The 14,011-nt window shown below is 36.1% G+C and carries 17 protein-coding genes; 11 read left to right on the top strand and 6 right to left on the bottom strand.

Annotated features, from left to right (window positions below; all coding sequences use genetic code 11):
- Window positions 1-193: 193 nt before the first annotated feature.
- Window positions 194-1,612: a DUF4179 domain-containing protein gene (locus P9989_RS17680; protein WP_283076174.1), complete on the bottom strand. Its 1,419-nt coding sequence runs from the start codon at window positions 1,610-1,612 to the stop codon at window positions 194-196.
- On the bottom strand, window positions 1,593-2,123 hold the full coding sequence (locus tag P9989_RS17675) for a sigma-70 family RNA polymerase sigma factor (RefSeq protein WP_283076173.1): 531 nt from the start codon (window positions 2,121-2,123) through the stop codon (window positions 1,593-1,595). The genes P9989_RS17680 and P9989_RS17675 overlap by 20 nt, the downstream gene beginning before the upstream one ends.
- A 271-nt stretch (window positions 2,124-2,394) precedes the next feature.
- Here P9989_RS17675 and P9989_RS17670 point away from each other — a divergent pair, with 271 nt between their 5' ends.
- The 4 genes from P9989_RS17670 to P9989_RS17655 all read left to right on the top strand — a co-directional run bounded on the left by P9989_RS17670 (window position 2,395) and on the right by P9989_RS17655 (window position 5,288).
- The gene (locus P9989_RS17670) at window positions 2,395-3,072 is read left to right on the top strand and encodes a hypothetical protein (RefSeq protein WP_283076172.1); all 678 of its coding nucleotides are present in this window, start codon (window positions 2,395-2,397) and stop codon (window positions 3,070-3,072) included.
- A gap of 236 nt (window positions 3,073-3,308) precedes the next feature.
- The gene (locus P9989_RS17665) at window positions 3,309-3,599 is read left to right on the top strand and encodes a hypothetical protein (protein WP_283076171.1); all 291 of its coding nucleotides are present in this window, start codon (window positions 3,309-3,311) and stop codon (window positions 3,597-3,599) included.
- Window positions 3,600-3,818: 219 nt separating this feature from the next.
- Window positions 3,819-4,019: a hypothetical protein gene (locus P9989_RS17660; RefSeq protein WP_283076170.1), complete on the top strand. Its 201-nt coding sequence runs from the start codon at window positions 3,819-3,821 to the stop codon at window positions 4,017-4,019.
- Between the two features lie 747 nt (window positions 4,020-4,766).
- On the top strand, window positions 4,767-5,288 hold the full coding sequence (locus P9989_RS17655; RefSeq protein WP_283076169.1) for a DUF3231 family protein: 522 nt from the start codon (window positions 4,767-4,769) through the stop codon (window positions 5,286-5,288).
- Between the two features lie 143 nt (window positions 5,289-5,431).
- Here the strand turns inward: P9989_RS17655 and P9989_RS17650 are convergent, their stop codons facing one another.
- Window positions 5,432-5,611, bottom strand: a complete 180-nt coding sequence (locus tag P9989_RS17650) for a hypothetical protein (RefSeq protein WP_283076168.1) — start codon at window positions 5,609-5,611, stop codon at window positions 5,432-5,434.
- A 288-nt stretch (window positions 5,612-5,899) separates the two neighbouring features.
- Here P9989_RS17650 and P9989_RS17645 point away from each other — a divergent pair, with 288 nt between their 5' ends.
- From P9989_RS17645 to P9989_RS17630, 4 genes are all read left to right on the top strand, one after another.
- Window positions 5,900-6,574 (top strand): DUF2254 family protein, encoded by a 675-nt coding sequence (locus P9989_RS17645; RefSeq protein WP_283076167.1) that lies wholly within the window; start codon window positions 5,900-5,902, stop codon window positions 6,572-6,574.
- Window positions 6,550-6,831, top strand: a complete 282-nt coding sequence (locus P9989_RS17640) for a hypothetical protein (RefSeq protein WP_283076166.1) — start codon at window positions 6,550-6,552, stop codon at window positions 6,829-6,831. Before P9989_RS17645 ends, P9989_RS17640 begins: the two co-directional genes overlap by 25 nt.
- An 84-nt stretch (window positions 6,832-6,915) precedes the next feature.
- The gene (locus P9989_RS17635; RefSeq protein ID WP_390304637.1) at window positions 6,916-7,188 is read left to right on the top strand and encodes a KGG domain-containing protein; all 273 of its coding nucleotides are present in this window, start codon (window positions 6,916-6,918) and stop codon (window positions 7,186-7,188) included.
- A 163-nt stretch (window positions 7,189-7,351) separates the two neighbouring features.
- Complete coding sequence (locus P9989_RS17630; RefSeq protein WP_283076165.1) at window positions 7,352-7,735, top strand: DUF2512 family protein; 384 nt, start codon at window positions 7,352-7,354, stop codon at window positions 7,733-7,735.
- Between the two features lie 528 nt (window positions 7,736-8,263).
- Here the strand turns inward: P9989_RS17630 and P9989_RS17625 are convergent.
- Window positions 8,264-8,677 carry a CBS domain-containing protein gene (locus P9989_RS17625; protein ID WP_283076164.1) on the bottom strand — a complete coding sequence of 138 codons (414 nt, stop codon included), beginning with the start codon at window positions 8,675-8,677 and terminating at the stop codon, window positions 8,264-8,266.
- A 130-nt stretch (window positions 8,678-8,807) separates the two neighbouring features.
- Window positions 8,808-8,996 carry a YjzC family protein gene (locus P9989_RS17620; RefSeq protein ID WP_283076163.1) on the bottom strand — a complete coding sequence of 63 codons (189 nt, stop codon included), beginning with the start codon at window positions 8,994-8,996 and terminating at the stop codon, window positions 8,808-8,810.
- A gap of 633 nt (window positions 8,997-9,629) precedes the next feature.
- Here P9989_RS17620 and istA point away from each other — a divergent pair.
- Both istA and istB read left to right on the top strand, forming a co-directional pair.
- Window positions 9,630-11,075, top strand: coding sequence for an IS21 family transposase (gene istA, locus P9989_RS17615; protein ID WP_346274861.1), 1,446 nt, complete (start codon window positions 9,630-9,632; stop codon window positions 11,073-11,075).
- A complete protein-coding gene (istB, locus tag P9989_RS17610; RefSeq protein ID WP_283075641.1) occupies window positions 11,072-11,794 on the top strand; it encodes an IS21-like element helper ATPase IstB in 723 nt (240 codons plus the stop codon). The genes istA and istB overlap by 4 nt, the downstream gene beginning before the upstream one ends.
- A 126-nt stretch (window positions 11,795-11,920) precedes the next feature.
- On the opposite strand, the gene P9989_RS17605 is transcribed toward istB, so the two are convergent.
- On the bottom strand, window positions 11,921-12,787 hold the full coding sequence (locus P9989_RS17605) for an AraC family transcriptional regulator (RefSeq protein WP_283076162.1): 867 nt from the start codon (window positions 12,785-12,787) through the stop codon (window positions 11,921-11,923).
- Between the two features lie 372 nt (window positions 12,788-13,159).
- Between P9989_RS17605 and P9989_RS17600 the strand changes: the two genes are divergently transcribed.
- Window positions 13,160-13,612: a hypothetical protein gene (locus P9989_RS17600; protein ID WP_283076161.1), complete on the top strand. Its 453-nt coding sequence runs from the start codon at window positions 13,160-13,162 to the stop codon at window positions 13,610-13,612.
- Window positions 13,613-14,011 lie beyond the last annotated feature (399 nt).

Genomic DNA, 14,011 nt, shown 5'->3' with positions numbered 1-14,011 from the left:
GTAAATTCTGAAACGTATTCTTGATTAAAGACGTACAAGTATTTTACTAACCTTTAGTCATTAAGGACGTGATTGAATGATCGAATTTAGGTTTATTCCATACTTATCTACATGCAGCTTAAGTATAGGTAGGCACGTCCTCATTAGAAAAGTTAGGTCAGCTCCTGTTATTAAAGAGCTGACCTTCTTTTGTTTAGTGATTAGGTAAATCCACTTTGACAGGCTCCATCTTAATAGAATCATTCATTCCGAAAATCCCAAACGGCACCATAAGCGAGTAATCATCCATCGTGAATTTTTCCGGCTTGTCGAGCTTAAACCGTGATTGAAAGTGCAATTCTTCTTGGTTGATTACTTTTCCTTTTTTACCTAAAATGAGGGAATCCTCTTTTAAAGCTTCATACTGGTCTTGACCATCACCATTTGAAATCACATCTTCAGATCGAATAAGTTTGATTTGATCAGCGAAATTTTGAAAAATATCCTTTTGGTAGCTTTCTGAATCAACATTCTTGATATAATAATCAATGATAAAATGTTGGTCTTGTTTTAAAACTTTGTTTACAACGATCTTGTATCCAAAGCGATCGCTCTCCACTTCAAATGTAGTGTCTTGAATAGCATGAATCGTATCGAATTCGTCTCTACTTACTTCAGGATAAATCATTAAATAATCATCATTTACATCTATTGCACTCGTAAAAAGAGAGCGCTCTTGAACTTGTATCGTGCCACTTTTTTCTTCTATACTCATTGTCTTTCCAATGTTTCTCCCCGACAGCCGATTCCCCTCGTCGTCAAACACATCAATGTTGATATGATCGTTCTTACCGCCTTTTGGCCGAATGGTTTTATAATCTAAAATCGTTGTAGCTTTTCCTTTCGTTATCGAATTCATAATGAGGGAGTAGGAACCATCCTTTGTGCTTGTTTCACCTTCAACCATAATCTTCTCAGCTGGCCTTTTTTCAATAGGAACTTCAAATCTCCATGTTCCTTTTTCTCCTAATATGGAAGTGAAGGTTATCGGGAGGGTAAAGTTACTGGCAATGGGTTGATCCGATTTATAAAATTCCAAAGTACCAATAAATCCATCCTCTGTTTCTTTCAGTCTGCTCATCGATCCTGACAATTGGTTTTGTTCCTTACCATCAAATAAATAGTATCCATACCCTGATTGGGGGCTGTTTCTTTTATCCAAGTTTTCGATAGAAAGCTGATCTCCTTCTACTTTAAAGGTAATACCTAGTACGTGGTTGTCGTAATAGGCGCTCGTAATCGTGATATCAACACCATTATCTGTTGCCTTTTCATCAAGTTCTGTAACTAAATCACTTGCGAACAGTTGACTCCCAACCGATGTAGTGATCTCATCATATATGAGATTGAGCAAAGGAACCTTTGCAAGCACTTCCGTAACAGGTGAGAAAAATAAACCAGAGGCTAGGACGAGTGAAGCAGCAGCCGATGAAATGATAGTCGTTGATTTCAAGCGCTTTCTCTTATGCTTCGCTCGCTTTCCTGATTGAATGCCATTCGTAATAGCCTGGTTCAACTCCTCTTGAGGTACTTCCATGTCGTTCCATTGCTTGTTAAACCATTCTTTTTTCATCGAGATTCACTCCCCCTAACAACTTTTTTATTTCACCTTTGGCACGGTAAAGATAGGTTTTTATCGTTCCTTCAGGCTTATCCATCGATTCAGCAATACTTTTTATCGACTGGTCGTGAAAATAGAAAAGGATAATGACCGTTTTATAATTATGACTTAATGTAGAAATAGCTGAGAGCAAGTCGAGCTTTTCTTCATAACCTACGCGTTCTTCGTCTTTAAACGTGGAAAAGTCATCAGTAAGAACAACCTTCTTTTTCTTGTGAAGAAGATCATATGCTGTATGAATTAAAATTTTCATGAGCCAAGCACTGAAAAGCTCAGGTTTCTTAAGTTGATGGATAGATATGAATGCTTTTGTAACAGCCTCCTGAACGACATCCAGGGCATCATCTTTATTGCGGACGTAGAGAAAAGCCGATTTGTATAACTTATCCCCTTCTTCTTTAATCAATAATTCAAAGGCCTCTTCATCACCTTTGATGGCTTTTACGACTTTTTTATGTAACAATGAAACACCTCCTTACCCATATGAGTGATTATCCTCAAAAAAAGTTTCAAATTCTTTAGGGATTTTACTGAATCTTTTTAGTCTACCATGTGTTCACATGAACTACCCTCAGGATTAAAGGAAATCACCGAAATGCCATAGGGGTTTGGTTGCTCATCGAAGGAAAGCCAAAGCAGAAAATGGCTAGTATGTTTTTTTACATTTAAGAACCATATTCCGGAATTAGGAATAACTTAATGTTATTGGACATCTCCTTATAGGGGGGATTCAAATGAAGAAAGTCCATTTTGTAGCATTAAGTCTATTAATTTCTTGTGTGATTCTTGGATCACTTATGGTATTTAATAATTCATCGAGTAGTGAAGGAAAAATAAATGTCGGTGGTAAACATTTTGAAGAAGATTATATTGATGATTTAAGACAGAGGACTGTTGAGTTAATACCCTTTATTGAAGACGGTTTAAAGGAAAAAGATATAAATGTTAGACTAAGTGCTATTGAATTTGATGTAGAAAATTTCCCGAAGTTACTGATTTACATTAATCCAGTGGCTAGTAGCCAAGAGGGCCGTGAAGTCGTTGAAAGAAAGGTTAATGATATTGTTCAGTTAGCAAAAGAAAAATCACTACTACAAGAGAACGAGGATTATGAAATTATTGTAAGAGAACAAAAGAAGAATACAACTAACAGCCTGTCTATCGAGGAGTATTCCAATATTAATCTTCTGATTCAAGAAGATTTAAAAGAGGTTTTTAAGGATTATAAAACTAGTGGATATATAACTATTGACAATAAATTAATTAGAATTCAAACATCAATGCAAAGTTCCAATAAAAGCATAAACGATTTAGGGAACGAAATTCAAAAATTGGTTGGAGATGTTTTAGAGTCTAAAAATGAGACATCCCCCGTCGAGATCTATAGTGAAGACGGTGAGAAAATAAATTAAGTATGCGGGAAAAATTTAGTTAAAGACTTCAGGCATTATCTTGAAATTGAGTCTTCAGCATAAGGGCGGGTTTATCGAATAGCGCGTCCGTTTTACATTTAAGGGACATAAAATTGAATAAACGATTGCATAAAAATAATTGGTGTTAATATTATTGATAATTACGAACTGGAAATTAAAGGGGATTTAACAGAGAATTAGCGAATTCAATTAGTGGAGCATATTTTTTAGAAAGGGTGAGGGAAATAAAGACCATCTACATAATTAACACGATTATAAGTGGATGTATCGCAGCCTTAATTGCAGGTTTTTTTGCTGCGGGAACAATTGCTGAGAACTATACTGACGAGACTTGGATAGCACCCGAGTTTTTTGTGGTAATACCAATATGGGCTATCGGGGCTTTAATTGGATTGTTAACCTTTACAAAATTCTTCTTCCCTAAACTTTTTCTTTTTGCCTCTATTATTGTTACGTGGGGAGCTATACCTTGGGGGTTAGAAATTGGAAGAAGTTTAGCTACATAACTTCTTAAATATAAATATGAAAAGTTACTCCGTTAAAGGGCGCTTTCGCGGGATAAGCATTGCCCCCATTTTGCATATAAGAGACAATTTGTGGAATTAATTATTGTGAGATTAATGGAGATTTGAAATAATCGATGTTAAGTAAATGTTTACTCTGATTGTATATCTTGTCAGAACTACAAAAAAGGATGTCAAATTCCAGAGGGTGGTGGAAACTCAATGAGAGGGCTTGGCCTTTTTTTACTTCTTGTTTCAATAGGAATAATGTTAGTTAATATAAATATTGGAATCGTTATATTTGGAGCAGCAATGATTTTATTTGGAATACATAATTTGCGAGTCAAAAATAAAGGAATGTCCTACATATACTTTGTCGGTGGTCTTGTTTTTATTGCGGGAACTATTATAGAAAGTATCTAAATAGCAGTCTTCAACAATAGGCGCAAATCTGGGGTAAGACTTGCGCTTTTTCTTTGTGAGAAGGTCCATATTCTGGAATAAAGTATTGTTCCAATGAGTAAAGTTTGAAATAGTTGTTAATAAGCTAAAGGGTAGAACAGTTGAATAAGAAATTATGGAATTATGGTATAATTAAGCAGGAATAGTTAGGGTGACCTTTATGGAATTGATTATTAATATACTGATTAATGTTGGTATTGTTTTATTTGTGCTTTTTTCCTTTTATGTCTTTGTTACTTTTAAAGATAGAAAATAAAGGTATGTGAGGTACAAAGAGGGATAAGGGATTATCAGCATTTGCGTATTCCAAATTTAGTTTGAGGAATGAATAAAATGAGTGTTACATTGTTTCTGGTCTTTCATTTAATTATAGGCTTGGCTTTAATTTATTTTTACGAAAAGTTACCCAATGGATTAACTACTTTTCTGACTGTGTTTTTTGTTATGAGCTTTATTTATTTTGGATCAATCATTTTCTTTTAATCCTATTAAAGAAACGGGCGCGTTTAGTGGATAACGTGTCTTTTTTACATTTAAGGGCCGTATAGTTGAATAAAAACTGTATAATCATCCTTGCTTTGTGAAACTTATTAGAATGCTCCCCCTTCGAAAACGTTCAAACAAGGACTATTCGGTTTAAAGTATAATAAAAAACGCTAGGTTGGTTACCCTACCTATTGGTAAGAATATCTTATAGGAGGTTAGAAGATGGGTATGTTTAGCGGTAACCAAAAACAGGAGCCAATGCACTATGGTGAAGTTTTTGGGGTATGGTCGGCATTGGCTATGGCCAAAGGGCAACTAGCTGCTTACCAAGTGTATTATAACCATGCGGGTGATGAAGATTTAAAGAAGCTAATTGGAGAGATAGTAGAAAATATTATTAAGCCAGGCATTGAGGAAAATGAGACCCTTTTAAAACAAAATAGCGTTGGTCTACCTATTGCCCCGCCTGAACGATCTGAAGCTAACAGGGAAGATATTCCTGTAGGGGCACGGGTTATGGACCCGGAGATCGCAGCCGTTATTTCAAAAGATATTGCTCAAGGATTAGTCGCGGACAGTACGCTTATTGGACAATGTATTAGAGAAGACATTGCCATGATGTATGGTCAATTTCACATGAAAAAAGCCCAAATGGGAGCAAAGTTGTTAAAAATGAATAAGGAGAAAGGTTGGTTAGTTCCGCCTCCTCTTCATAAAAAAAGCAAAAGGAATCAGACTGATTAATGATGAATGAAGCCTCCGTTCTCCAAAGGAGGCTTCATTCATTTATTGTGTTTATTTAACTACTAGAAGTTGAACGATCCTCCCTAATCGGGCGCTTTAATGGAATATGTAGAAAGGACCAGAGTTAAACTCTGGTCCTTTCTTTAGGCTTCTACTGGTGTAAGTTCATGATCATTCAATCCGCATTCCGGGCATTGACACCACAGAAGAGTGCCTGTCTTTTCATTGAGGTCCTTTTCATCAACCTTAATAATTTGCGACTCGTTATGAAAACATTTTCTGCATCGTTTTTGAATCCATTCTCCTACCTGGTACTGACTCATTTTATCCCTCCAGAAAATGGGTGGGTTACAATAAAACGGTAACACAAGGAAGCAAAAGATAAAATGTCGATACTATAACATTTTTATTACAGCGGGAGTCCATCCCCAATAATAAATCCATGTGCAGATTAGAACACGACAAAGGGGGGGATAGAGGGAATATCATGTCCTTAAAGGAGTGGCGAGATGAAGAATCGGAATAAACTCCAAAATAAAAAGAAGTACAAAAACATGTCAAAAAGAGAGAAATGGCACTAGATTTACTCAAACCTTTGGGTTACGCCGATTATGTATGCAGGGTTATCATTATTGCTTTTTGCCTTAACCGTGTGGGCAGACCTGAAGATGGAGTTTGGCAACATGTTGCCTTCGATTCTAAGTGCAAATTATCAATTAACCAAAACCATATTAAGTACTCTAACAGGAGGACTTTTATCATTAAATTCCTTTACCTTTTATGGGGTGTTAACAGCTCTAACGACCTTCGCCGGCCAATATTCACCAAGAATCCTAAAGAACTTTATGATGACGAAAGTGACCCAGCGAACACTTGGGATTTTTAACGGGGAAACAGCTTCTCAATATTTCTTGATTCCCGTAACAGCTACATTTCTGACGGCTTTATGTATCGGGACGTTTGCTTTTTTTATTAATCACATTGTCACCTGGCTTCAAGTATCCAATATGACGGGTGAAATGAAAAGGGAATCCATCGGAATTATTGAGAATTCCTTGCTTAGTGAGCTTGAGCCTTACAGGGTAGAGGATGAAAAGACAATAAAGGGCCAAATCCAGGAATACCAGGGACATCGAATAGGGATTGATTCTTCTGGTTATTTACAAACCATTGATTTTATTCCATTGATTGAGGAGGCACGTAGGGATGAACTCATTATTCGGTTAGAGTACAAAGTTGGGAATATTATGCAAGAGATAACGTGGTCATTACTGTTGAGTTACTGAAAGTTCTCAATGCGATTGCGCGGGCAGTGAGTAAACGAGATGAGCAATTTGTCTGGGAATTTGCCGTATATACGGCTAACGGGTTTGAATATGAGTATATGCACCATTTGGATGAAAGAAAATTTTATAATGAGCTGTTAAATATCGCACAAGCAACGGGAAATGAGGACGATTATAGGAGTCTTATGGAGGAGGTCTCCAAACAATATGAAGGGTCCTCTGTAAAATATAACGACAGTATATTACAGAAAAATTAAATTGATCCATTTATGGATAATATATGTTTTAATTCCAAGCTAAGAAGGAATAGTCTATATATAACACAAAAGGAGGAATTGAAAATGGCTAAACAAAACAATAGCAATCGCAAAATGACTGTAGAGGAAGCAGGTCAAAAGGGCGGAAACAAGACCTCCAAGGAACACGATAAGGAATTCTATCAAGATATTGGCCAAAAAGGCGGAGAAACAACATCCCAAGAACATGACAAGGAATTCTATCAAGATATTGGCCAAAAAGGCGGAGAAACAACATCCCAAGAACATGATCAAGAATTTTATGAGGAAATCGGGTCAAAAGGCGGTAAGCAAAATAATAATAGAAAAAGCTCATAAAATTAGAGAGAAGGCCTGTTCTAAATAGTGGACGGGTCTTCTATAGCATTTGAACATAATTAAATGCTAACGGTTTGGATCAATCATAAAAGACACTTAAAAGTTGAAGAAGATTATCTGAGTGTAAGCAAGATCTTTACTTTAAAAAAGGAGGAGAGACACCATGGAACATGTAAAGGCGCTTGCAATTAAAGGGATTATGACACTGGTAGTCCTATACTTGATCCTTAGTTTAGGTTTTGAAGTTTCTTTCATTAACATGCTCATTTTAACTGCCGTGATAGGTGCTGTTTCCTATCCACTAGGGGATCTCTATATTTTACCTAAAACCAATAATATGACAGCTACTATGGCAGACTTAGGAGTCACCTTCATAATTGTTTGGCTGCTTGGGTTCGTTTTAACAGGCATGGACCTAGGGGAAATGGCTTGGGCAGCTGCTATTTCAGCTATAGCAATTGCTGTAGGTGAATACTTCTTCCATTTTTATATTTCAAAGAAACATCTCGGCGCCAACAAGGGATTAAGAGCTTCATATAGTCATTAAAGCCACTAAAGAGTAGCTCTGAATAGGGCTACTCTTTTTTTACAATAAATCTATAAAATAATGGTTCTTTTGGTCCTTCAGAGGAACTAAAAAAAGAGCTTCACTTATGTGGAAGCTCTTTTACTTAATTTTTTTAATTGGCCAGAATAGAACACGTTGGGAGAATGCGTAATGAAAAAGAGATTCTTTAATTAAAAAGGTATCAGGTGAAAAAGGAATCATGTGCTGATCTTCTATAGGAGCTACCGCATCATGAATTTTCCATTGTTTATGATGAATGCCTCCTCTAAATAAAGCCTTTTTTTATAGGACCATAAATAATACTTTTCTAGCAGCCAGTAGGAAAGGCTTCCTTTTTCCGGGTAATAAGCTTCGGAAATTGGTCCCTTATTTCGACCCTTATCATTTTATTTACATATATTTGTGTTAATTACCACAAAAAGATAAAGTTTTTTTCTTCACTTTTATTAAAAGAGGGAGGTCACAAAAACTTTGCGGCCCCCAAAAAAAGTGAATATACAGAGAGAATCAATTGTTCCCTTTTCCTTTAGATACCTCACTTACTATATTTCCGGCTACTTGATCAGCATGTTCCACTCCTAAATCACCTAGCGTGACAACACCATTGATGGTCTCATCATCTACCACTAATAGGCGCTTAATCTGGTGCTCCTGCATTAATTTCGCAGCTTCCTCCACTTCCATGTTAGGAGACCCTGTGACTACGTTTTCTGTCATAATGTCCTCTGCTTTTCCTGTGCCCTTAGCTAACCCTTTTACTACAATATCTCGATCCGTTACTACTCCGGCATATTTTTCGTTTTCAACAATCGGAAGAAATCCCACATCATCTTTTTCCATCTTCTCTGCTAACGTTTTCAAATCATCGGAAGTTTTACTACTCTCAACGTTCGTGGTCATATATTCTTTCAATAAAGCCATTACTGTTGCACCCTTTCTATCATTAAAGTTTTAATTTTATCCATGTTTCATTTCCTTAAAACTGATTTAAAAAGTACCTGGGGGAAGAACTCCCTTCTTCCCCCAGGTACTTATCTATCTTTTTAAATAGTTATGAGACTTTTACCCAGTTTGCAGCATCGTTACTTGATGGAGAAGGGGGGAACTGCTCTCCTTCCTCTACCTTGACTTCCGTGTCATCTTGATTAGAAGAACCACCGTTGACTAAACTCTGTACTTTGTACTTACCGCTTTCTGGTGCTTTTTCACCTGTTTTATACGTCTGATTGTTATTAGTCATCTTACTCCACCTCCGATATAAATTTTAGAAAAGAAATTAAGCTGTTCTCTTTTCTACTAAACTTGTTCCCTCCACTTAAGGGATTAAACGTCTTTAAGGATGAATTCCTGTTTGTAAATAAAATGTAATTATATTACGGACCATAACTTATGGCTAATAACCGTAAAACTTGATTACTCACTATCATCACCTTTTGTTATAGAAATAAAAAAGAGACTGACTTAGTCAAGAGTCAGTCTCTTTTAATAGATTAGATCCATCGCTAAGGAAGTAGACTGCTCAATATCTACCGGCTGACAGAAGCTTTGTGTTTCAAATATTATCTTGAACCCAAGTATTCTCTTAAAGGAGCGCGTTTATCGAATAACGCCTCCGTTTTACATTTAAGGGCCAGATTAAGTAATAAAAATGATTTCTAAAATTATTACAAAAGAGCAATGTATAAATTAAAAAGACCAGTCAATATCTTCTTAGCTGTGTAGTGCAATATAGAAGTACAGAGATGTGCAATGAAAACGTACATAACTCTGCACTTCTTTTTTAGATAAAAAAAAGCCTTGCCAGCCATCCAATATAACTCTACTGTAATTGGTGTCGAATCAAACACAGTGGAGGTCGAGAGGATTGCTAGCAATGACTAAAATCAATCATATCAAAACTTTACGAAATCATGAAGACGTTTCTATTAATGAAATCGCTAATCGAGCTCAAGTGAATTGGCGTACCGCCAAGAAATATGCGGATGAAGAGCAAGTCCCAAAAGAAAAACAGATGGCTCGAAAAGGAATGATGTATGAGGAACATTGGGGAGAAATCGTAACGGACTGGCTTATAGAAGATCGAAAACTAAAGCTAAAACTGAGAAGGAAAAATAAGACCATATTTCAACAACTTCAAGGTCATGGGTTTGAAGGGTCCTACCGGACCGTCTGTTATTTCATTGCTGAGTGGAAAGAAGGAAAGAATAATTCAGAGGAAATTAAAGATAAAAATAGTGAAAGGTTAAATCACCCCCCGGCTGAAGCCCAAGTGGACTTTGGAATAACTGAAGCTGTTAAAGACGGTAAATTTATCGATGTTCATTGTTTAGTGATGAGCCTACCTTATAGTAATGCAGCTTTAACTGTTCCTCTCCCGGGGGAAAATCAGGAATGCTTTTTATACGGGTTAAAGAAGATCTTCGAGCGACTGGGTGGAGTACCGCGAAAGCTTAGAATCGATAATTTGAAAGCCGCCGTTATTAAAGCAAGGGATAAGGATGGCGAAGCCATCTTTACAGATGAATTTCTTCAGTTCGCTAATTTCTATAGATTTGAAATCCAAGCGTGTAATGTGCGTAAGGGGAATGAGAAAGGGCACGTTGAAAATAAAGTAGGATATGTAAGATATAACTTCGTTACTCCTTCTCCAATCATAGAAAGCTATGAGGATCTAACCAATATCTTAAATGAAAAACTAGTACAAGATCGTCAGCGAATTCACTACTCAAAGGAAGTCCGTATTCAAGAATTGCTTGATGAAGAAATGAACCATGCCCTAGCTCTGCCGGAGGAAGATTATCCGATATTTAAAGAAATGAAGGTGACGGCTAACAAGTATGGAGAAATCACTATAGACAGCAAGAAAGAGCATATTCCTAAAGGATATAATTTTAGTTATCTTCATCTAGTACTTTATTGGGACCGTTATAAAGTGGTCTCTCCTTACGGAGAAATTCTGCACTCGGACTTTCGTCCATATATGAACAAAAGTCGAAATATTCCTTGGCTTTCCATTATGAGAGCCTGGGCGTCCAAACCAAGATCAGTTCCTTATTCAAGATATAACCCATATTTGCCAGGGCGCATAGCAGCTTATCTAAATATTGAATCACTTACTTTACGAAAAGAACGATTGCATTGGTTGATCAACCTATTAATCAATCATGATATGGAGGAAATTAATGAAAGGTTTTATGATCTCCTCCAACACCAACCTGAAAGAATCTCTGATTCTACTTCCCATCCTTACGACGTTGATTGGTCCAAATACGACCTATTACAACCAAGCGCGAAAGAGGATGGTGAGCAGCGAATATGAACATTAGGGATATGTGTAAAAGCTTACGATTGGCTTATGTAGCTGACATTTACGAAAAAATTCCATTTGAAAATGAAACGCAATACTTAGAAGCACTCTTCCGTAAGGAATTTGAATTAAGAGAAGAAGCAAAAGCTGAACGTCTGATTAAAAAAGCAAAGTTCGTTAATTATAAAAACCTTGCGGATTTTCAATGGGGAGATCAAATAAGGTTTCCTCCTCAGCTAGATCGTACTGAATTGATAGATCTACACTTTATTTCTCAGAAAGAGAATGTAGTTCTAACAGGTTCTCCAGGTACAGGGAAGACTCATTTAGCGACAGGGTTAGGCCGGGAGGCGTGTAAGAAAGGCTATGAGGTCCGATTCTACCGAGTGTCTGATCTAGTTGATATGTTAGAAAGAATGTGGAGAGAAGGAAAGCTCCAACAGTTTAGGAATCGCTTTAAAAAAGTGGATCTAATCATTTTAGATGAGATGGGATACATTCCATTTAGTAAAGAAGGAGCCGAGCTGCTTTTTCAACTCATCACCGATTGGTATGAACAGAAGAGCATCATAATCACTTCAAACCTGGAATTTAGTCAATGGAATCGTATTTTTGTGGACTCGAGACTTACGGCAGCTTTGGTTGACCGGGTTATACATCATGCCCATGTACTTACATTTGCGGGAGATAGTTACAGAGTCAGCCATGCTTTATCAAGGCAAAACAACTGAACAAAATCGGCTGGCAAGCTTATGTATTTTTCATTGCATTATTATGTACTTTTCTATTGCAAAACACATTAGCTGACTGGTCTAATATGGTAAATGGGGATTTAACGGAATAATCAAAGTTTATCGCTAACTATTTTTTTCTTTTACTGGCATCCAAATTTCACTATATACATTTTCCGAAGTACCATTGTGGTTGGTAAAAGAAATCCCAGGTATATCTGCTACTTCATAACCTGAAGAAGGCAACCATTCAGAATAAATTTTAGCGGTAGTTTCTTGAAGCGTAGAAGGAAATGGTCCTTCATTCGGAAAAATCGCCCATAAACTTTCTTCAATGGACAGTTGTTCTAAATCATCGAAAGGATTTTCTTTTGTAGTTGCCAAACCAATCATATGAGTTAGGTTCCCTCTTTCTTCCAAGTAACCATTGTCGAAATCATAAGATACATTCAGGACTTGATGAGGGTATAAATCAGCTAACTGATGCATCTCATTTCTTTGTTGTTCGGTAATTGACTGGGCTAGTTCTAAGATCGCATTATTTTCACCTTCGAATTGAATTGGCACCCTTTTCGATACACCTACTATATTAAACTTCGCTTTCATTTCAATTTTAAATTCCATTGATTTTCCTCCTCTTATATCTATAAAAAATGAAAATTTGGGAAATGATTTTCGAATTTTGTTTTTAGTTACTTCTGAAGGTAAAAAACCACTCCATTCACGAAAGGCTCTCGAGAATCCTTCTATAGATTGAAAACCGTATTTATAGGCAATATCTGTCACTCTTGCTCCTTTAATTAATTCAACATTTGCAACGGACAATCTCCTGTTTTTGATGTACTCATTCAATGACATTCCAGCCATATACGAAAACATCCTTTTAAAATGATAATCAGATATTCCTACAATTTTTGATATATCTTTTCCAGAGATTTCTTCCGTCAAATGTGCTTCAATATAGTCCATCAATTTATTGAATTTCTCTAACATTCATTTCCCTCCTTTACAAATACATAATATCGGTGAAATTCATTTTTTACTCGATATTTTATATACGGAGTTTATCGGAACTTGTCTTTCATTATTATTACAGTCACTTAAATAATCATTTCATAACATTCTTTATTAGTTATCCGTGGCGGCGTTAATAGCTATTAAACATACTTAACTTGTCTTAAACGAATATGATTATTGGAAGGCAACAATCATTATTTGGTGTTCCAGAAAAGGGGCGCTTATTACTTCTTGATAAAACTGATGAAATGTATGTAGCCCTTGTAGATGGTGCGCAAACTTAAAGATTTTTTTATATGGTTTTTACCTTTGTAAAAAGGCTTGAACCTGGCTTTTAGCTTAAGTTATTTGTTTTATTTGGTATTGCTTATCGCACTACTCACAGGATGTAGTAGCAATGAGAAAATGACAATAAATAATAGTTATTTATCGTTGTCTGGTGAAAGTGAAAGTTGGAAAGTAAAATCCTACGATATAGAAATGACACCAAATATGTCTAGAGCTGGGAATGGAAAGGTTATTATGAAAGATAAAACAAATTATAATACTGATTTGTTTAGTATTAGAGTCCACGCTGTTATTGATAATAACGATAAAATTATTCAGGGGAAATCAGTAACTTCGAGTGGGGGAAAAATTGATATAGCACAGGAAACTACTGGAACCACAGAAATTACGGAACCTATTCCTGTTGATAATATTAACAATATTTATATGGTTATCAAATGGCAGGATACAAATAAAAATAAGACCTCAGAAGAAAGAATAAATTTATTTAGTAAGAAAACCTTCTTCAACTGAACAAGGAGACGTTCTTCCTGAAACGGGGCTTTGTAAGATAAATATTTATAGACTGATCGGTTTTACCGTTCAGTCCATTTTATTTCATTAGGGTTTATCTATTGCCAAGTAACGATTTATTGTTTTTAAACGCTGAGAAGGGTCTCAAATACATTTATCAAAATCGTTTAAATGGTATTAATTCCCATAGTGGCGCTTCATTCTAAGAATCGTTGCCGTACCCCTATGTGGTGTATATTAGGTTTTCTTAAGGGAAAGTATAAGGACGTATCTATAACTGTTGCTTTAGAAGAAAAAGAGAGGGAAAGGCATGTTCTGAATAGCAAGTGCAATAAATATGTATATTGGTCCTATTTTATAAAAAGAAACCTCTCCCTATTCATTCGAAAATTCTATCCA

The organism is Halobacillus naozhouensis (assembly GCF_029714185.1).
In the GTDB taxonomy this organism is placed as follows: Bacteria; Bacillota; Bacilli; order Bacillales; family Halobacillaceae; genus Halobacillus_A; species Halobacillus_A naozhouensis.
This window is presented reverse-complemented; position numbering and strand designations above follow the sequence as displayed.